Annotated in this window: 21 protein-coding genes and 1 other annotated feature; of the genes, 11 read left to right on the top strand and 10 right to left on the bottom strand. The window is 42.7% G+C overall.

Annotated elements, in window-relative coordinates:
• The first annotated feature begins 16 nt into the window (after nucleotides 1–16).
• Nucleotides 17–706 carry a glyoxalase gene (locus KNP62_RS03340; protein ID WP_214783114.1) on the top strand — a complete coding sequence of 230 codons (690 nt, stop codon included), beginning with the start codon at nucleotides 17–19 and terminating at the stop codon, nucleotides 704–706.
• Here the strand turns inward: KNP62_RS03340 and KNP62_RS03335 are convergent.
• Nucleotides 696–1,535: a GGDEF domain-containing protein gene (locus tag KNP62_RS03335; RefSeq protein WP_214783111.1), complete on the bottom strand. Its 840-nt coding sequence runs from the start codon at nucleotides 1,533–1,535 to the stop codon at nucleotides 696–698. The two genes, KNP62_RS03340 and KNP62_RS03335, sit on opposite strands and share 11 nt — an antisense overlap.
• Before the next feature lie 218 nt (nucleotides 1,536–1,753).
• On the opposite strand from KNP62_RS03335, the gene KNP62_RS03330 reads away from it, so the two are divergent.
• The 3 genes from KNP62_RS03330 to KNP62_RS03320 are packed head-to-tail and all read left to right on the top strand — an operon-like array spanning nucleotide 1,754 to nucleotide 4,010.
• The gene (locus KNP62_RS03330) at nucleotides 1,754–2,302 is read left to right on the top strand and encodes a Rossmann-fold NAD(P)-binding domain-containing protein (RefSeq protein WP_214783108.1); all 549 of its coding nucleotides are present in this window, start codon (nucleotides 1,754–1,756) and stop codon (nucleotides 2,300–2,302) included.
• Nucleotides 2,277–3,257 carry a serine hydrolase domain-containing protein gene (locus KNP62_RS03325; protein WP_214783105.1) on the top strand — a complete coding sequence of 327 codons (981 nt, stop codon included), beginning with the start codon at nucleotides 2,277–2,279 and terminating at the stop codon, nucleotides 3,255–3,257. The genes KNP62_RS03330 and KNP62_RS03325 overlap by 26 nt, the downstream gene beginning before the upstream one ends.
• A gap of 18 nt (nucleotides 3,258–3,275) precedes the next feature.
• On the top strand, nucleotides 3,276–4,010 hold the full coding sequence (locus KNP62_RS03320; RefSeq protein ID WP_214783102.1) for a MerR family transcriptional regulator: 735 nt from the start codon (nucleotides 3,276–3,278) through the stop codon (nucleotides 4,008–4,010).
• Nucleotides 4,011–4,015: 5 nt separating this feature from the next.
• Here KNP62_RS03320 and KNP62_RS03315 read toward each other — a convergent pair whose 3' ends face one another.
• A complete protein-coding gene (locus KNP62_RS03315; protein WP_214783099.1) occupies nucleotides 4,016–4,717 on the bottom strand; it encodes a CPBP family intramembrane glutamic endopeptidase in 702 nt (233 codons plus the stop codon).
• 88 nt (nucleotides 4,718–4,805) lie between these two features.
• Here KNP62_RS03315 and KNP62_RS03310 point away from each other — a divergent pair, with 88 nt between their 5' ends.
• The gene (locus KNP62_RS03310; protein WP_214783097.1) at nucleotides 4,806–5,111 is read left to right on the top strand and encodes an NUDIX hydrolase; all 306 of its coding nucleotides are present in this window, start codon (nucleotides 4,806–4,808) and stop codon (nucleotides 5,109–5,111) included.
• Between the two features lie 18 nt (nucleotides 5,112–5,129).
• Here KNP62_RS03310 and KNP62_RS03305 read toward each other — a convergent pair whose 3' ends face one another.
• A complete protein-coding gene (locus KNP62_RS03305) occupies nucleotides 5,130–6,362 on the bottom strand; it encodes an MFS transporter (protein ID WP_353047504.1) in 1,233 nt (410 codons plus the stop codon).
• 58 nt (nucleotides 6,363–6,420) lie between these two features.
• Nucleotides 6,421–6,674: a binding site (T-box leader), on the bottom strand.
• A gap of 101 nt (nucleotides 6,675–6,775) precedes the next feature.
• Here KNP62_RS03305 and KNP62_RS03300 point away from each other — a divergent pair.
• Complete coding sequence (locus KNP62_RS03300; RefSeq protein ID WP_214783091.1) at nucleotides 6,776–8,428, top strand: M3 family metallopeptidase; 1,653 nt, start codon at nucleotides 6,776–6,778, stop codon at nucleotides 8,426–8,428.
• Between the two features lie 23 nt (nucleotides 8,429–8,451).
• Here KNP62_RS03300 and KNP62_RS03295 read toward each other — a convergent pair whose 3' ends face one another.
• Nucleotides 8,452–9,690, bottom strand: a complete 1,239-nt coding sequence (locus tag KNP62_RS03295; protein ID WP_214783088.1) for an MFS transporter — start codon at nucleotides 9,688–9,690, stop codon at nucleotides 8,452–8,454.
• Between the two features lie 127 nt (nucleotides 9,691–9,817).
• On the opposite strand from KNP62_RS03295, the gene KNP62_RS03290 reads away from it, so the two are divergent.
• Nucleotides 9,818–10,582 (top strand): helix-turn-helix domain-containing protein, encoded by a 765-nt coding sequence (locus KNP62_RS03290; protein ID WP_214783085.1) that lies wholly within the window; start codon nucleotides 9,818–9,820, stop codon nucleotides 10,580–10,582.
• On the opposite strand, the gene KNP62_RS03285 is transcribed toward KNP62_RS03290, so the two are convergent.
• From KNP62_RS03285 to KNP62_RS03265, 5 genes are all read right to left on the bottom strand, one after another.
• Nucleotides 10,569–10,973: a nucleoside 2-deoxyribosyltransferase gene (locus KNP62_RS03285; protein WP_214783082.1), complete on the bottom strand. Its 405-nt coding sequence runs from the start codon at nucleotides 10,971–10,973 to the stop codon at nucleotides 10,569–10,571. The two genes, KNP62_RS03290 and KNP62_RS03285, sit on opposite strands and share 14 nt — an antisense overlap.
• A gap of 33 nt (nucleotides 10,974–11,006) precedes the next feature.
• Nucleotides 11,007–11,276, bottom strand: coding sequence for a hypothetical protein (locus KNP62_RS03280; protein ID WP_214783080.1), 270 nt, complete (start codon nucleotides 11,274–11,276; stop codon nucleotides 11,007–11,009).
• Nucleotides 11,269–11,739 carry a helix-turn-helix transcriptional regulator gene (locus tag KNP62_RS03275; RefSeq protein WP_214783076.1) on the bottom strand — a complete coding sequence of 157 codons (471 nt, stop codon included), beginning with the start codon at nucleotides 11,737–11,739 and terminating at the stop codon, nucleotides 11,269–11,271. Before KNP62_RS03275 ends, KNP62_RS03280 begins: the two co-directional genes overlap by 8 nt.
• Nucleotides 11,740–11,767: 28 nt before the next feature.
• Nucleotides 11,768–12,064, bottom strand: a complete 297-nt coding sequence (locus KNP62_RS03270) for a hypothetical protein (RefSeq protein ID WP_214783072.1) — start codon at nucleotides 12,062–12,064, stop codon at nucleotides 11,768–11,770.
• Between the two features lie 99 nt (nucleotides 12,065–12,163).
• Nucleotides 12,164–13,369 (bottom strand): cation:proton antiporter, encoded by a 1,206-nt coding sequence (locus KNP62_RS03265; RefSeq protein ID WP_214783069.1) that lies wholly within the window; start codon nucleotides 13,367–13,369, stop codon nucleotides 12,164–12,166.
• Between the two features lie 119 nt (nucleotides 13,370–13,488).
• Between KNP62_RS03265 and KNP62_RS03260 the strand changes: the two genes are divergently transcribed.
• From KNP62_RS03260 to KNP62_RS03250, 3 genes are all read left to right on the top strand, one after another.
• The gene (locus KNP62_RS03260) at nucleotides 13,489–13,857 is read left to right on the top strand and encodes a PH domain-containing protein (protein WP_214692319.1); all 369 of its coding nucleotides are present in this window, start codon (nucleotides 13,489–13,491) and stop codon (nucleotides 13,855–13,857) included.
• A gap of 101 nt (nucleotides 13,858–13,958) precedes the next feature.
• Entirely contained in the window at nucleotides 13,959–14,642 is a 684-nt protein-coding gene (locus tag KNP62_RS03255; RefSeq protein ID WP_214783066.1) for a hypothetical protein, read from the top strand.
• 6 nt (nucleotides 14,643–14,648) lie between these two features.
• Nucleotides 14,649–15,308, top strand: a complete 660-nt coding sequence (locus KNP62_RS03250; RefSeq protein ID WP_214783063.1) for a hypothetical protein — start codon at nucleotides 14,649–14,651, stop codon at nucleotides 15,306–15,308.
• Nucleotides 15,309–15,430: 122 nt separating this feature from the next.
• On the opposite strand, the gene KNP62_RS03245 is transcribed toward KNP62_RS03250, so the two are convergent.
• Nucleotides 15,431–16,150, bottom strand: coding sequence for a DUF5694 domain-containing protein (locus KNP62_RS03245; protein WP_214783059.1), 720 nt, complete (start codon nucleotides 16,148–16,150; stop codon nucleotides 15,431–15,433).
• Between the two features lie 172 nt (nucleotides 16,151–16,322).
• Here KNP62_RS03245 and KNP62_RS03240 point away from each other — a divergent pair, with 172 nt between their 5' ends.
• Nucleotides 16,323–17,303 (top strand): Gfo/Idh/MocA family protein, encoded by a 981-nt coding sequence (locus tag KNP62_RS03240; protein WP_214783056.1) that lies wholly within the window; start codon nucleotides 16,323–16,325, stop codon nucleotides 17,301–17,303.
• The last annotated feature ends 64 nt before the right edge of the window (nucleotides 17,304–17,367 follow it).

The raw sequence follows: 17,367 nt of genomic DNA, 5'->3' as shown, positions 1-17,367 counted from the left end.
AGCGAGGAGGGATTTCATGAGAATCACAGAAACTACACTGTACACGAACCGGCTTGACGAAATGAAACGTTTCTATGCGAAAAAGCTTGGATTATCAGTCATTGAAGAAGACTCGACGAGTTTTCGAATCAATCTAGGTGAAGATGCGCTGGTGTTTCAAGAGGCAGCGACCGTTCGAGAGCGACAGTATCATTTCGCCATTAATATCCCGTCCAATCGATTCAAAGAAGCGAAAGAATGGATTAAATCACGTGTTTCACTTTTGAGTGAAGATGATGAGGATGAGATTTACTTTGAAGGGATTGATGCCTCGTCACTTTATTTTTACGATGCGGACGAGAATGTCGTCGAATTGATTGCGCGGCATTCAATTAATATAGAAAGTGATGAAGAGGTATTTTCTACTGATGACTTTCTTGGAATCGGCGAGATGAGCTTGACTGCAGTAGACCCGCTACATGTCGCACAGGAACTTGCGAATATCGAGATTCACCGCCGAGACGGCAACCCGATTGATGAGCATCACCTCAATTTTTTAGGCGCTCCAAATAGCGATACATACATATTATTAGTGCCTCCAGGTCGTGTGTGGCTGTTTTCACCAAAGCTGTCGATCCCGAGCCCTATTCAAATGACGATCAATCGGCAATATGTCATTGAAATCGATGAGAATCACAAATTGCAAATTCGTTCTATCAAAAAATGAGTTCATTCCTGAACTCATTTTTTTCGTCTTCACTCAAGTACATCCGAATCTCATCCAAACTCATGAATGAATTCTCTAAGGTCACTTCAAATGATTTGTCTAAACAATCAATGGTAAGTGGTTCGCCATCTAGACGAGAGTATCCTTGTAACAGTGGTTTGATGCGTTCATGAACGATTTGTGCATTTTCGAGTGAGGTTTGAGGAAAAAGGATGGCAAATGTATCGGAGGCAACCCGATATTTTTTATCGGTCCGTCGTGTCGCTTCATGTAATTCGTCACTGAAATAATCTAAAAACCATTCATATTCGGATCGTCCATAACGTTTTTCGAAATCGTTGAGGAGCGGTAATGTGACGAATGTGACGACGAACGTTCCACTATTTCGAATCAATCGATCCCGCTCTGCTTCAAGGTCCATGAAGAATCGATTACGATTATCAAACCCGGTCTCAGGATCGACGGCAATTAATTGACTGACTCTCGCTTCTGCGACACTCAATGCAAATTGTGAGCGAAATAAACCGACTTGAAGCAAGTAAGCTAGAATCGTCAACATCGCAAACAACAGAAGAATCAGTAGTTGAATATTTAAGGGGATTGTAGTTCCAGACAGCATGATTAAAAAGTAAGCGCCGAACCCTAACGAGATCAGGGCTCCAGAGGCTCGATGGATGAGTAGCGTTGAAAGATAGAGGACAGGGATACAAATCATCCACCAGACCGGTAGATTGTTCATCATCAGAACAGAAGACAATAGAGTACTTACGATCAATGAGCCAACGATGAGCGCAATCAGTTGAAGTGACATGGCAGACCAATGTCGCATCTCATCTCCCCCTTCCCAAAAGAAATAAATTGTAATAGTAACACTATTATCCATTTTCCGAAATAGTGATGATTCAAACCGATTCGTACACTTGATTCATTATAAGTGATTCTTTAATTGAATAACGGGATATTTTTGAAAATACGCCAATGTTTCAAAACACTTCTTTACAGAAAGAGAGTTCATTGATTGGTGTATAATGGAAATGAGGTGATGATATGAACCAAAAACATATTTTAATTGTCGGTGGTACCGGAATGTTAGCTGAAGTCACATCTTGTTTGGCAAGCGAACATCTTGTCACTGTCATCGGGCGAGACCCGGAAAGAATGGCAAAAGTCGTTCGACGAAACCCTGAAACGTGTCATTCACTACTACTTGATTATCGTAGCGAACAGGATTTATCAAAAGGGCTACAAGAATCGATCAAGCGGTACGGACCATTCAAACAAATCATCGCATGGGTACACCGGGACTCCGGGAAGGCGATGCAAATCATCTTGAATCATTCCTCACATGCAGATGTTCTACATATTTTAGGGAGCCAGGCGAACTCCGAACAGGAGAAACGGTCTTTATATATAAACGAACATCAAACGTACCGACAAGTTCAACTTGGCGCGATCTATGAGCATGAAACTTGGCGTTGGCTGACACACGAAGAGATTGTGAAGGGTATACTAACCGCTTTGCATCAACAATTTGATTATCAGTGTATTGGTATGAATAAGGAGGAATTCGATGCTCACAAAAGAAAGAATGAGTGAATTGATGGAGAAACATCATGTCTCTCAAATAGATATGGTATTTGTTAATGAGAGTAAAGAAATGTCTGTATATCGTATGGGAGATGATTCTCTTGAAGACGGGATGTTCGCTGCCTGTTCCCTCAGTAAATTTGTAACGACTATTCTTATTCTTAAGCTAGTTGAAAACCGGAAGCTGAGTCTAGACTCTCCAATCAACGACTATTTCGCCTCTTTTTCGTTAAATGATCAAAATGGTATGCGTTCACAGGTCACAGTACGTCAACTCATCCAACATCAAGGGGGCCTGGTCGATTTACCGAATCAGTTTGGGACAACGGTTCAACGTTCAAGTTTTCCTTCAATGGAAGAGATTCTATTAGGAACGACACCATATTATGAACTTCCTGTGTTTGTCCAGTCAGAGGAAATAGGTACGTTCCATTATTCAGATGCAGGTTACTGCTTACTTCAACATGCGATAGAGGAATGTATGTCATCTACATTCGAAAAGATTATGTCTGATTTCATCTTTACACCACTCGATATGAAAACGAGTTCGTATGACTTGGAGATAGTGGAGAAGTTTGGGGTGAATGGGGTTGAGCCAGATGAATCAATCGTTTCTGCATATACTTGTTTTTACCCGTATCCCGCAGCGAGCGGTCTATGGACGACGGCTTCGGATTTAGCGACGCTCGTCAACGCGATTACGACAGAAGGGTTCTTGAATACCGAGTCAAGAAGGACCCTGTTCACAACCTCTTCTATGAATGCTGAAGTAGGACATGGTCTATTTCTAAATCCGAATGAACCGAGTAAAGGATTCTCGTTCGGTTGGGGTATTGGGTTTCAAAGCATACTCGTAATGGAGAAAAATTCTCCAACATGTTTGATCTGTTTGTCAAATCGGAATGAAGGAATTCATCAGTTTGAAGGGATGATTGGGCAGGTGCTACGTACACACATAACATAATGTGAGGAGGTATAAACGTTGGCTAGACACTATTCAACTGGAGATGTCGCGAAAAAACTGAACGTATCGGTGCGTACGCTGCGATACTATGACCAAATCAACTTGGTTACCCCGTCGTATACAAACGATGTACAGAAACGATTTTATAGCGACCACGAAATGTTTCGACTTCAAAAAATCATGCTCCTAAAATCAATGGCGATTCCACTTGACGAAATTCGGAGAATCCTAGATGAGGAATCGTTGACGTCTATTTTGTCCGCACATCTTTCTTCCTTAGAAGGAAAGATAGAGGAACTGCAACAGGCGCAGGATTATACGGTGACACTCCTTCAATCCATGAAGCTCGAAAATGAAAAAGTCGATTGGACGAAACTACAACATATTCAAGCGAAATCAAATGACCGGAAAAAATGGACGGACTATTTTTCGGAAGAAGTGTCTAATTCATTGCAAGCAAGTTTACCTAAATTAGAAGACGGTGAGCATGATACGAAAAAGTGGATCAACTTGATTCGGAGAACCGAAATTCTAATTGAGCGTGGGGTCGCCCCTTCCTCAAAAGAAGCCCAAATTCTTAAAGAAGATTTAACGTGGCTAACAGACGAGACATTTGGAGAAGATCAACAATTGATTGAATCATTTTGGAAGATTCGAAAATCAACTGATGCTTCGAATGGATTAGGACTGTATCCAATCGATGCATCGATTCTTGCCTATATTGATTCACTATATCAAGAAATAGCAGACTGATTCCCTCATGCCAATGCAGTCAATAGAACGGCTAGCCCATTAAAGGTACCATGGATGACCATGCTGGAATAAATGGAGTTTGTTCGTTCATAAACCCAGGCAAACACAAGTCCTGATGCAAAATTGACGAGTAACGTGTTTGTTGTCGGTAAATGAGCGAGAGTGAAAATCCCAGCACTTACGATCATTCCGATTCCAACCCCAAATCGTTCTTGAAAGAAGCGGTATAAAAATCCGCGATAAAAGATTTCTTCATAGATCGGTGAAACGATGGCCGCCGATCCGAACGCAATTAGAATGGAGATAAGCGACAAGTCACGTTGTAAACTCTCAGTCTTTGTATTCGATACACCGATACCGACATAGGTTTGGACTACGACAATGATGATACTGAGGATAATTAATACCACCGTCCATAAAAGGATTATATTCGAGTCTTTCCATGAAATACGACGAAGCCCTAACGTTTCGAGGGATATGGCCCGTGGTCGTATTGCGACGAAATAGAGGACAGTCATAAACACTACGGCTAACGCTAAGCCAATACTTGTTCCAGAATAGAGGGTGTTTCCCCATGATTGCTCTAAAAAGTTGTGTAAGTGTTGCTCGATGAGAAGGGGCGTCACTCCGAATAGAAGAATCATCGTGATTGTGAATTGTTTCCATGTCCAAATGGGAGTTATTTTCTTTTGCATTTGACTGAACATCGTATTTCCTCCTTATGTCGTTGTAGCCCCATCATATCGGGTGACGTAACGTCACCTGCAAGCAGAAAAATGAAAAGGAGAAAAAACTATGGAACAGTGGATTGGATCAGCTGCTTTATGCATCAACGACGAGAGGAAAGTTCTCTTCGTAAAGGATCGTGACGTGCAACAATGGAGTTTGCCATCAGGTAGTCTAGAAGACGGAGAAACTCTGGAACAATGCTGCCAGTGCGAAGTGTTCGAAGAAACGGGATATCGCATTTCTGTGAATCGACTATTACATATCAAACGAGCCATCATTTCAAATGATCAAGTCGAGACGCATTATTTCTTGGCAACGTGTGACGAGCAAGTGGCGAATGCCACAATCGACTCGAACAAGCCGGTCGCATAAAAAAGACCGGCTCATGACTTAAGACACTTCTTCAATTTGATTGTGTATGAAATACTCCCGTTTCGAGCGGTCGCGAATGACATATATGGTGTAACAACCAACAAGGAAGAAGATAATCGAGAATGCGAGATAGACTGGGCGAATCCCAATCATTTCGGCAAGAAGTCCAATCCCGAATGTGAGCAGGATGACAAGTAGCGACTCTGCCACATTGATGACGCCAGAGAACCGGCCCATGATTTCGACAGGAACATGGTGTTGATAGAGTGACAAAAATCCGGTATTCGCGAACGCAAGCGCGAACGTCAGAATAAAAAATCCGATGGAAGCCATCGTGAACGAAGAAGAGCCTGCGAATAGGAGATAGCCGACGGGTGTCATGATTGCTCCGAATCCAATACAAAACGATAAGGATAAACGGTGACTCCATCTTGAATTGATGAGTGACCCAACGATAATTCCAATCCCAGCGATACTGACGAGAAAGCCATATCGGCTCTCAGATAAGTGAAGGACTTGGGTCGCAAATGACGCTTCCAACGAATCGAGCCCAGACATGAAGATGGTTATGACACAGAACAATCCATAGATGAGCGTCACGTATTTGGCATTCGATGCAAATCGTACGACGACTTTCCAATCTTCGATAATTAATCGGACGGAGAAGGATTCAATAGATGCATTCGTTCGAAGATGAGACGGAAGGCGCGACAACATTCCGACCGAGAGAACGAGTGCGAACGCGTTCACGAAAATTGCAGTTGTTGGGCTCCCAATTAGGAACAGTAGTCCGGCAATCATCGGACCTAAAATAAACCCGGATGACTGCACAAAGTTCTTCATCGCATTGAACTTTTGTCGATTCGAGGCAGGTATGAGTTGCGTCATGTAGACCAGACTCGATGATTCGAATAACGAGCTCATTACATTGAGGAGAAAGACAATCCCGTAGATGAGCCACAGTGAATCAATCCAGCCCAAGCTGAATACAAGGAACGCACGCAGACCATCGAGTAACATCATCAGTCGTCTCGTATCGACTCGGTCAATCAGGCTACCTGACCAAAGATTCGAGATGAGCGATGCGAGCGGGACTAATACATAGAGAATCGAGACGGCGAATGGGGATCCCGTCATCTCAAGTACAATCAAGTTGAGTGCGATAAAGTATACCCAGGCACCGAGGTTTGAGATTCCGACACTGACGAGCAGCAGCTTAGAGGTTTTTCGAAACGAATTCAAGTCAATCACTCCTTCTATTATTGATCACTTTCGGAACGCAAAAAAATCCCACCCCCAAGAACGAATTCTTGGGGACGAGATTCTCATCGTGGTGCCACCCCTGTTCGTCCGCACGTCACCGCACGAACCTTATTCGGTACTGCCGAACGAGTCGGACTATACCTCAACTCTATAACGGGAGTGCCCGTCACCATATCCCTCGAGATGAGTTCCATGGCGCTGCTCGGAGTCTTGTTTCGACCAATCCTCTTTACCCCTTTTCACCGGACGGGGCTCTCTACAAAAGATTCATTGATGTACTCTTCTCTTCATCGCGTTTGTCAGATCATTTTCGTAAGGATAGCATATTGTGAAAATATTAGGAACAAAAATTTTGGTTATAACCATAATATAGAAAATTAACGAAGAATCGAGGTGCAGTGTTGATCGACTATAAAGAAATAAAAGAGACGAACCAAGTACTTGCGACTACTCATAAAATTGATTCTGATCAGTTAGATGGCTTCATATCGAAATATTCAGCATTGATTGGAAAATATGATGAATACGTCACAAAGAGTTATATTGATGTTCAGCGAGACATTGATAGCGAAGAAGCGAATCAAAGACAACATCATGTTCAAACCATAATAAAACCTGCACTCAATGAGCTGAAAAGACATGTTTCACGAATTGCCTTACAGTATATTGAGGATGAACATCATGTCACTCGCTTAATGCGAAATCGGATGAATTTTTATCATGAAGACAATATTGATTTACTGATTGAAGAGGATCAACTCATACAGCGGTATTTGCAAACAATTGGTCAATTGACTGACCCGATAGATGATTCTAGATCGATTGCGGAACTTCAAGGAGACCTATACGATGCTGATGAATCCATCCGTAAACAAGCTTTTACGCATATGTATAAAGCGTATGTCTCGAAAGAAGATGCAATCACTGAATGCTTGAAAAGTCTTATTCAAAATCGGGAACAGCAGGCGCAACGCTTAAATGATAAGAGTTACCGTGACCTAGCCTTCATGAAGCTAGGTCGTCTAGATTATGATGCCGAGGATTGTATGCGATTTGCGAATCAAGTGAGTAAACATTTTGAGCCACTTCGCCGCTCGTTTCAGCAACTACAGACAAAGGAATTGAAGAAATCGAAACTTTCGCCATGGGATTCATTCATTTCTCCATTTTCGGATCATCACGATCTATCCGTTTCGTCGAATGATTTAATCGGTGGAACGGAACGAATCTTGAATGAAGTCGATCCCTACTTTGAAAAACTGTTTAGGGACATGTGTGCGAATGGCCATCTCGATTTATCACCTCGACCGAATAAAGCGGAAGGTGGATTTTGTGAATCTTTACCCGACTCAAAATCATCTTTCATTTTTATGAACAGTTTCGGCGGATTTGATGACTACGTTGTGTTATTGCATGAAATGGGTCACGCCATCCACCATGATCTCTCACAGCAACACCTATTTTTCGAAGCTCAAACCATTTCGTTTGAAGTCGGCGAATTCGCAGCCATGTCACTAGAGCTATTTTCGATGGACCATTGGACAACTATCTTTTCAGATGAACGAGCTTTAATTCATGCTAAACTGGACCATTTTCGATTGATTATCGAATTTTTGCCAAGTGTTTTCATCGTGGATCAGTTTCAACATAATCTATATGATTTAGAAAAGAAGATAGATTCATTTGATGGTATTTTCAAATGCTTGGTTGATCAATATGATACTGATTTGATTGATTGGAACGATGTGAGCGATGTAAAGGGTAAACAGTGGCTGCGAGTCATTCATCTTTTTGAAACACCATTCTATTACATAGAATATGCGCTCGCTCAGATTGCTGCACTTCGCATGTATATGCAATATAAGCAACATCCAGTCAACACTCTGAAAAAGTATAAGAACGCATTAGCTTTAGGTGGTACTGCTTCTGTCCCTGAAACTTATCGAGCAGCAGGCGTATCCTTGTTTCCATCTGAGGAAGAATTGGTCGAGTTGACTGATTTTTTAAGTGCTGAGATTCAACAGTTAGTGAAGCAACTGAATAAAATCGATTGAATCAGACGTGAATGTTCATATGATTATGAGGCTTGGTTGTTAATTATAGTCGGTAATTCATTCAGCTGTTTTAAAATGGAACGATAGAAGAAGATTGCGAATATGCCAAAGCCAATATACGTCATGGTCATCCAAACCGGTGACACGAATTCATAAGCAGATACACTGATTGCGCCGATGAGAAGCGCGCCTCTGTAACGGAGACCATTCACAGCTAAATACTGACTGCGTAGATGATCTTCGACGATTCGAGCAAGCATGGCTTGATGGATGGGAACATACAGCAGTTCTCCGAACGTGAAGCAAGCCGTACCGAGCACTAACATTGAAAGATCTTCTGAAACCGGCAATATAGCGAATCCAAGACTGAACAGTGTGACACCCGTGTAAAGTAGCGCACGTTCAGAGATTGATTTTGTCCAACGCATCAAAACTAGACCGAGCAGTAACACGAGAATCGTATTCTCCGCTCGAAGCAGTCCGAGAATCTTCGTTCCATCTAGTGAGAAATGGAAGAACGGGACAGCTTGTAACGTCTCTGCAAAGTGGATCGCGAGATAATGCGTCAGTTGCAACTCTAATGACAACGTCAGAATACCTGCGACGAGGTACTTCAAAAAGAGTTGGTTTCTCATGACCGTCTGGTATCCTTTCCATACACTAGTGGTCTTCTGTTCTTTTAGTGGTAACGGTTTATAGTGGTCTTCAAGTCTAAAGAAAATGATCCAAATACAACCGAATGAGATGATAGTAGCCGCCACTAATAGTAAGGAGAGATGTCGTTCGAAGAAAAAACCTCCGAGCAAACTACCGATGACGATGGACCCGTTCATCAGCCAATAACTGAGTGTATACAAATATTTCCGCTGTTCCGGTCGGCTATCATCAATCAAGATGGCCTCGTTTGCAGGTGTGATGGCACTACTCAGAAGGTTACTGAAAAAGAAAAAGATAAATAATAAAACGGCACTGTCGATTACATGAGAACCTGCGATTGCCATGCCGATATAACATGCGAAACGCAGTATCTCTCCGATGAGGAGAACGCATTTTCTTCCATATCGATCGGACAGGAGACCACCATAGAGGCTTGCGATGAATGAGGCAATCATCGTCAGGATGATGAGAGGTCCGGTCTCCGTCGCACCGAACTGTCGAACGAAATAAATCGTCATAAAGGGAAATATGGCGGTTTGAGTCAGTTTTTGAAGGAAGTTTAAAACAAGTCGTATTTTTAGATTGGGATGAAGCGATTGAAACATGTAAATCACCATCTTTTCATAAGGTCAGCGAAGTGGCCACTTGACTGTTATGAACAGTATGCGTGATTTGAAATGAATCATCGTGTACTATATTGCTCGATTTTTGCGCAATAATCTGGAGGGGTATATGGAACAATTACTTACACTGCCTGATGTCACCATACGTTACATGTCGTCTAATGAGGACTGGGCGACAGAGAGAGAAGAGAGCGTAGAAGACATCGTCTGGGTGCTCGTATTGGAGGGGAAGATTGGGATTGAGGTGGATGCATTCGAATATCGTCTCCAAGACAGCGAATCGATTGTGATTCAACCGAATCAGTCCTTTCGACTGTTCGCTGATACAACTGAAACGACTTACGTGAGTTTTCGGTTTATTGCGAGTCGCTTGAGCGGTTTTGAAAACAGATTGAATCCAACGTTTCCATCCGTAGCGGTCATGTCGACAAGAAGACTGTTAGGGGAATGGTCAAGTCAAGAGTTTTTGGGGATTGATTCAACAGTTGAAGTCATGACGTTCATTCAAAGTCACCTCCTCCACACTTCTTTAGAGGATGAAGACATGTTCGCTCCTGTCTTGCGTGTCATTCATGATTCTTATCATACAGAGCTTCGCATCGAAGAATTGAGTCGAATCGTCCATCAAAGTAAATATCAGTTCATACAGAGCTTTCGAGAGCGAATCGGTCAGACGCCGTATCAATACATCACGAGACAACGCCTGATTCATGCGAAGTCGCTCCTTCGCTATTCGGATCTTACGTTACTCGCAATCAGCCAAGAAGTCGGATTCAATAGTTCGGCTCAACTGAACAAGCATTTCACGGAATGGGTAGGTTGCACACCAGCTCGATTTCGTGAGAATAAAGGGCATCAGCTCAAACGTGATTAGAGAGCTTCAATCGAGCTTGGATTTGGTGGGGGAGGGTGTTGAACGGTCCCTCCAACCGTTGTACCGCATCCACATGATAAAACGTGCTCGTCTCCTCCATATTCATCATCTGGTCACCCAAATCGTATAGGAAAACGTGTTTATTCATCCCGAGAGCAATCCCGAGTTCGACGTGTGCGCCTTTGCCTCCAGGCAACAGGATGACGACGAAGTCGGCTGATTGAATTCCAGCGACTTCTTCTTCACCAATCGAACGTAATGCATCAATCGAAGCAGCACGTTCGTTTTGCGTCCAGTCATACGTATGCGTGTGACCGAGGGCCCTCAGCTCATCACGGATGAAACGTACTTCTTCCTTATTTGAAAAGCTTGAACCGACATAAAATCGCACAAAAAAACCTCCGATTCGTTATAAATGATTCATCTAGTAAAGAGCCACAACATAAAATAATATGATCAACAAGCAACAGAGTGCAAGGAAAGAAATCACCATAATCAGGACGAATTTCATCAAAGAAAGTGGAACGTATGATTGAATCAAGCGTGTTAAATAAATCGAAGAGAGGACAAGCAAAATGATTGTGCCGATAAACCAAATGGAACCATTCGTGACATTCGGAATCAGCCAAAAATAGGCGACTGTCATCACGATTAGACACAGTGTCACCATTAAATCTTTACGTTTTTTAGTCATCTAATCCCCCTCGTTGATGTTCCAACTTCGACCTTACCTGTTCGGCATCTTCCGCATCAAACGTGCTGTACCATCTCACATAATCGAGATCGATGACGCGGTAATGTCCGCTGATGATGTTCTGTTGAAGAATGAAGTGGGACCCCTCTTTAATCGCATGCCAAAAGACACGTCCGCCGAGCGTCTTTTCTTTCGGTTCATATGTGTTCGCGGTCGCAATCAGTTTGACGAATTCGACCGGGTCATCACCGATTAAATGGATGAGAATCTCACTCTCATTGAACAAGGCGCATAGCGTCACTATGGTCGACCAACTCGCTTCATTCCGTTCTTTCTCGATTTGAATGAGTGTTTTTTTTGATATGCCAAGTAAATTCGCCATCTCATCCTGTGAATGCTGAGATTCGATTCGAATCAGCTTGATTTTACGAGAAACTTGTCCAATAAATTCAGATTTTTGCATATGGGTTCTTCCCTCCTATTCGTAGAACTCAAAGTGACGCCGAGCTAATGAAAATCAGTAACCATGAGATTCCGAGAAACACGGTGAATAAGAGCAGGCAGACGACGATATAGCAGGAAATGTATTGCCAATATGTGAATCGTTTCGATTGATAAAAGTGATATGTAAAACTGAATGTCGCGATGCCGATGACTAAGAAAGCGACGATATCCCAGATGATTCCGACTTTTAAGAACGATGGAGTAAAATACGATGCAACAAGTGCAAGTATAACCGTCACAACTCCAGTAGAAATGGCAGCGGATGGTGTTGAAGTGTTTTCCAACATAATCACCTCCTAATATATTACAAGTGTAATTTTACACTAAAAGTAGACAATGTCAATTTAAGAATCTAAAAAACCCTTCTCTAAGGAAGGGTTCCGTCATTTGTCATGTTTATTCGTTAAGTATGTCGTCAGTGGGTAAACACCGATGCTTTGTAAGATCAGGGAAAGTAAAATGACGGCGAACGCGAGGGATATCATTTCGCTCGACCCGGCAATTTTCTCTGCCTCTAGCCAGAGGACGAGAGCGATCGACATCGTTCCTTTGATTCCCGACCATGTGAGTAAGGAAGTCGCTGTTAAATCGTCTTTGAATTCCTTACGCCAGACGGGGACCGAATAGACGAGGCCGCCGACGACGATGAACCGGGTCACGATTGAAAGCAGGAATAAAAGAACAGCGAACGTCCAGAGTGAGACAGACAGATAGCTGGTCGCTTCGATTCCAATCAACAAGAACAAGAGGGAAAGTAACATCGGGATGACGATATCCCAAAAGCCATCCAAATGATGTTTAACTGTTTCATAATTTTTCTTCGTCCCGAGTTCGTGCGATAACATTATTCCAGCCGTTACAGTAGCAAGGACACCAGAGACTTCAAACGCATCGGCGAGATAGAAAGCCCCGTACGCGATGACAATTGTCAGCATGACGAGCTCATGCTTCTTAAAGCTGACAATTATCAATTTTTTTAGTAGAAATCCGAAAATGAAGCCGATGACAATTCCTCCAGCAGACACAATCAAAAAATCGGTCAAAAAACTGAGCGTTGAGAAACGTTCTCCTGTTGAGAACATACTGAGAAAAATCGTGAAGATGACGACACTCGTTCCATCGTTCACCATTGATTCACCTTCGACAACGTCAGCGATCCGCTTCTCACCTTTACTCCGTTTTAAAATCGCCGTCACGGAAACGGGATCGGTCGGAATCAAGATGGATGCCAATAAGAAAGAGGCGGTCAAGCTGAGGGGATTAAAGAGCTCACTGATCCAAAACGTGCCATATCCCATCAAGATGGCGGTCAAAATAAGACCGACCGTACTTAATATCGTGATGATCCCAATATTGTCCTTCAAATCTTTGTATTTGAACTGATAGGCAGATGTAAAGAGAAGTGCAGGCAGGAACACTTCGAAAATCATATCTTTTGAGATGAACACCGAATCAAAAAAGGTGATATACGAGAGGCCGATCCCAATCAAGACCAAGATGACCGGGACAGGGAAGTAATTTCGTTTAGAATCAATCAAATAAATGAGATAGCCAATCAGTAGTAATGTGATCACCTGCTGCGCGATCATAACGACGTCCTCCTCTGCAATCAACATGCTATACAGTATCTTCCCATTCAAGGACTAATCAAACGAGAATTGTGGAATATAGGGGGTAGTACATTTATTTCATATAGGGAGGAATCAATATGGGAAACCCGATTGGTGATTTGTCATGGACGTTTTATTCAGAGTGTGAGGTGCCAAGTGATATCACCGAGACATTCATCGATGGGGAGCGGGCAGTCGCTGCCTACAAGACGGTGCGTGACGTTGCCGTCTTCACGAACAAACGTCTGATTGTCCGTGACGCGCAAGGGCTCACGGGGAAGAAGATTGAAGTGTACTCACTTCCGTACGACTCGATTAACATGTACTCGACGGAGAACGCGGGACGCATGTTTGATTTGAACTCAGAAGTCCAACTGTTCACGCGCGCCGGAACAATCAAAATCAATCTGAATAAAAAAGTGGATGTGCGTAAGTTCGACCGTCTGCTCGCAGAAGCAATTTTGTAAAACAGTGGACCGAGAAATCTTTCGGTCCTTTTATTTGGATTTTTCTGACAATCCATAATCTTGCATGATACGATAGGACATAATGTGTGACGGAGGTTACGATGCGATTTACAACCCGATTATTGATGATCATGCTCGGCGGTTTGATGTTGGTGACTGGATTTATCCATCTGGCTCGTTTGTTTTGGGAATGGTTTCACGACCCTACGGAGGGAGGGATTGTGCTTCTTTTTTCTGGAGAGGATGGTGAGAGCAGCGGTTTTTATGAAGGGAAGTCACGCAAGATGAGAGAGGACGATGATTTACAGTTCTTGAATATTGACTTTCTAGATTACACGTTTGGAGCAGGTGGGACGGTGACGGAATCGGGAAATTCATACTGGTTATGGTTCTTTATTGGAGGTTTGATTGTTTTAATGATTCTACTGATCATCACGATGCGAAGAAGAAAGCGTGTCGTCTCGACCATTGATTTCTCGAGTGACGCCGTAAAACGAAGAGGGAGAAAGACTAAAGCAAAAGGGTTTGTGGAATCTAAAGAGATTCAATGGACTGATAGCGCGATTCGGAATGCGCTCATCCAGTTCAACTTGGATTTACCGGTTTCATTAAGGCATGAATCAAATGAAACTGTTTTGGACTGGTTCAAACGGATCGGTGTTGAAGAGGTGGACCTCTCTCCTTATTGGAAATCGAGATATGTGGATGAAGGAGTGACTGATGAAGAATCTAGACAGTTTCGAGAAGCGTTACAGTTCATGCGATTGGAAGATGATAAGGGGTGATTGTGTATGAACGATGAAATAGAGGTGGTTGATTTCGATATGCGGAAGTCAATGGGTTCCGCTCGTTTGGTAAAGTCCAATCATCGATTCTACATTAATTGGGATGAGCTGGTCATAGACCTTAAACGGCATGAATATGTCTCGGGTATTCGAATCATCGACGAGAATCACTTGTTCATTTGGGCGTTTACGTTAGAAGGAGAACCAATCAATGCGTGGGTGCTGGATACGCGTGGACAGATCAAGCATTCCTTTCATGCAGGAAACGCGATTGCAGCAGTTGTAATGAACGATACGGGAATCTGGATTGGATATGGGGACGAGGGCATCTTTGGAGATGGGATCTCGACCGAGGCACTCGTCTGTTTCTCAAACGAGGGAAGCGTACGTTTTCGCTATAATCAAGAAGTGAGAAAGGCCCCAGTTCTTCATGATTGTGACGTGATGTACGCGTCTGAGAAGGGGGTGTGGGTCATCTCTTCAATCGATGCTCGTCTCGTCCATGTCCATATGAACGGACGGATTGACTCATATCCGATGCCCCGTCATCTCCTTGACTGTTCGTCATTGATGATTGAAGACGGTGTTGCCTATGTCATGAAAGACGAGCAGGTGTATCGCTGGCCATTCGAGGATAGAAAGCGTGCCGAACTAGTCGAAAGTTAACGAAGATATTAAGTAGATTAAATGGGCAATCAATTGAATTCTTTATCGTATTGAGAGTCAGTGGATTTAGTCACAAAATTAAAGGTCGAAAAGGTTACTTAATATTATTTCACATACCGAACTCATATTAAATATGTATTTAACTCATGGACAGAAAATAATCCGCTCTCACTCAAGAATTGCTTTAACAGATGGATATGTCCTAAACCATAAAGTACAAAGATGCGATCATTTGATTCCCTTAGTGACATCAATTCCTTAAAAATCATTAAGTTACGAAAATACCAGTAGTGTGATACCCACCTAGTACCAGACACTACAAGGGATGCAATCTCTAAATAGGCGCGATGCATAGATAATGTAATTGTAGGGTGATTGATTTCTTTATAATAGTCAGAGATCGTACGACTCTTAAATATTTTTTCGATATGATTCATGACATCTTGTTGGGATGATAATATTTCCTCCATTTCTCGCTTCTCATCTTGAATAATGGTTTCTAAACTGAGTCCCTCATCCTCATTCCAATCGATTGGATATACGAAATCTAGATTAGATTGTTGTGCAAGTCGGAATGCAATTTGTTCGCGTTCGTTAGCGGTTGCTAATTCCGGCTGTTGAATGATACGTTGAAAATGCTCATTTACGTATTCTTTCTTTGAAGTATTCATTTCTACACATACTTTAGTAGGCTCAAATTTTGCTAATTGATTCACGAATTGTTTAATTTCTAACTGACGTTTTTCGCTTAAAACATCTGGCATTTTTGGCATAAAATAATCACCATTGTTTGGCATGTTTAGATGTGTTGTGCCAACGAGCAATATATCTGTTTTATTCATAGCAATTCTCCTAATCAATTTGATGTATAGTGTTAACTACGCTTATACTTCTTCTAGGTTTCATATTTTGTTACTTGATTTCAAAAGAACCAAGTCAATATTTCTCATGGACCTTCGAGTTCATCCTAGTTAATAAACTTGTTAAAAATCTACATAGAAATGAGGAATTCACATGATTCGTTTCGGCATCATTGGTACAAACTTCATCACAGACTGGTTTATCGAAACAATCAATCAGTTGGATTACGTAGAAGTGACGGCACTTTACTCGCGCACGGAATCACGTGTTAAAGAATACGCAGAAAATCACTCCATTGTACATACGTTCACGTCACTTGAAGAGATGGCTCAGAGTGATGTCATCGATGCCATCTATATTGCTAGCCCGAACTCACTTCACGCCGAACAGAGCATCTTCTTCATGCAGCATGGTAAACACGTCCTGTGTGAAAAACCGCTCGCCTCGAACGGCCAGGAAGTCACTCGTATGATTGAAGTCGCGAAGGAGAACCACGTCGTCTTACTTGAGGCACTACGTAATCTGTTCATGCCGAACCTTGAACGGGTTCAACAAGCGATGGAACAAATCGCTCCGGTTCGCCGGGCCGTCTTCAATAAATCGCAATATTCTTCACGGTACGACCTGTACAAAAAAGGGGAGAACCCCAACACGTTCAATCCTGATTTTTCGAACGGCTCGTTGATGGACCTCGGTGTCTATCTCCTCGGACCTGCTTTGAAACTGTTTGGTCAGCCGAATGAGATCCAGGCGAGCGGCGTAAAGTTGGAATCTGGAGTGGACGGGAGTGGTACGGTCCTTCTCTCTTATGACGACCTTGATGTGGTTGTCATGCACTCAAAAATCCATGCGACTTCGACGCCTTCTGAAATCATTGGGGAAAAGGGACGCATCATCATCGACGATATTGCAACGTGCGATGAAGTCCGTCTGGAGTTACGGGATGGCACGTCAAAAATCATATCAGAAGCGCAGAATGCTCCGATGTCCTATGAGATTGAAGCATTTGTGCGAGCAATAGAAGCTAGGAATTCAGAGACGGATGCGCATTCAGGAACTGATATGATTCGTCTTGCTGATGTGATGACAACGGTGCGAAAACAAGTTGGTGTGGTCTATCCAGCAGATAAATAAGTACACAAATAAAACGGTCCTCGATGTCATGTGCGCATCAAGGACCGTTTTCATTATTCTTTGT

The organism is Exiguobacterium sp. s183, from assembly GCF_018617655.1.
GTDB classification, from domain to species: domain Bacteria; phylum Bacillota; class Bacilli; order Exiguobacteriales; family Exiguobacteriaceae; genus Exiguobacterium; species Exiguobacterium aestuarii_A.
The sequence above is the reverse complement of the archived record's forward strand: the minus strand, read 5'-3'. Positions and strand labels throughout refer to the sequence as shown.

Excerpts from the sequence above, each read along its gene's own strand:
- KNP62_RS03325 (WP_214783105.1), top strand. The coding sequence starts at position 2,277 with ATGCTCACAAAAGAAAGAATGAGTGAATTGATGGAGAAACATCATGTC.
- KNP62_RS03335 (WP_214783111.1), bottom strand. The coding sequence starts at position 1,535 with ATGCGACATTGGTCTGCCATGTCACTTCAACTGATTGCGCTCATCGTT.
- KNP62_RS03275 (WP_214783076.1), bottom strand. The coding sequence starts at position 11,739 with ATGCAAAAATCTGAATTTATTGGACAAGTTTCTCGTAAAATCAAGCTG.
- KNP62_RS03310 (WP_214783097.1), top strand. The coding sequence starts at position 4,806 with ATGGAACAGTGGATTGGATCAGCTGCTTTATGCATCAACGACGAGAGG.
- KNP62_RS03290 (WP_214783085.1), top strand. The coding sequence starts at position 9,818 with ATGGAACAATTACTTACACTGCCTGATGTCACCATACGTTACATGTCG.
- KNP62_RS03255 (WP_214783066.1), top strand. The coding sequence starts at position 13,959 with ATGCGATTTACAACCCGATTATTGATGATCATGCTCGGCGGTTTGATG.
- KNP62_RS03265 (WP_214783069.1), bottom strand. The coding sequence starts at position 13,369 with ATGATCGCGCAGCAGGTGATCACATTACTACTGATTGGCTATCTCATT.
- KNP62_RS03260 (WP_214692319.1), top strand. The coding sequence starts at position 13,489 with ATGGGAAACCCGATTGGTGATTTGTCATGGACGTTTTATTCAGAGTGT.
- KNP62_RS03250 (WP_214783063.1), top strand. The coding sequence starts at position 14,649 with ATGAACGATGAAATAGAGGTGGTTGATTTCGATATGCGGAAGTCAATG.
- KNP62_RS03330 (WP_214783108.1), top strand. The coding sequence starts at position 1,754 with ATGAACCAAAAACATATTTTAATTGTCGGTGGTACCGGAATGTTAGCT.
- KNP62_RS03280 (WP_214783080.1), bottom strand. The coding sequence starts at position 11,276 with ATGACTAAAAAACGTAAAGATTTAATGGTGACACTGTGTCTAATCGTG.
- KNP62_RS03340 (WP_214783114.1), top strand. The coding sequence starts at position 17 with ATGAGAATCACAGAAACTACACTGTACACGAACCGGCTTGACGAAATG.
- KNP62_RS03240 (WP_214783056.1), top strand. The coding sequence starts at position 16,323 with ATGATTCGTTTCGGCATCATTGGTACAAACTTCATCACAGACTGGTTT.
- KNP62_RS03295 (WP_214783088.1), bottom strand. The coding sequence starts at position 9,690 with ATGTTTCAATCGCTTCATCCCAATCTAAAAATACGACTTGTTTTAAAC.
- KNP62_RS03315 (WP_214783099.1), bottom strand. The coding sequence starts at position 4,717 with ATGTTCAGTCAAATGCAAAAGAAAATAACTCCCATTTGGACATGGAAA.
- KNP62_RS03245 (WP_214783059.1), bottom strand. The coding sequence starts at position 16,150 with ATGAATAAAACAGATATATTGCTCGTTGGCACAACACATCTAAACATG.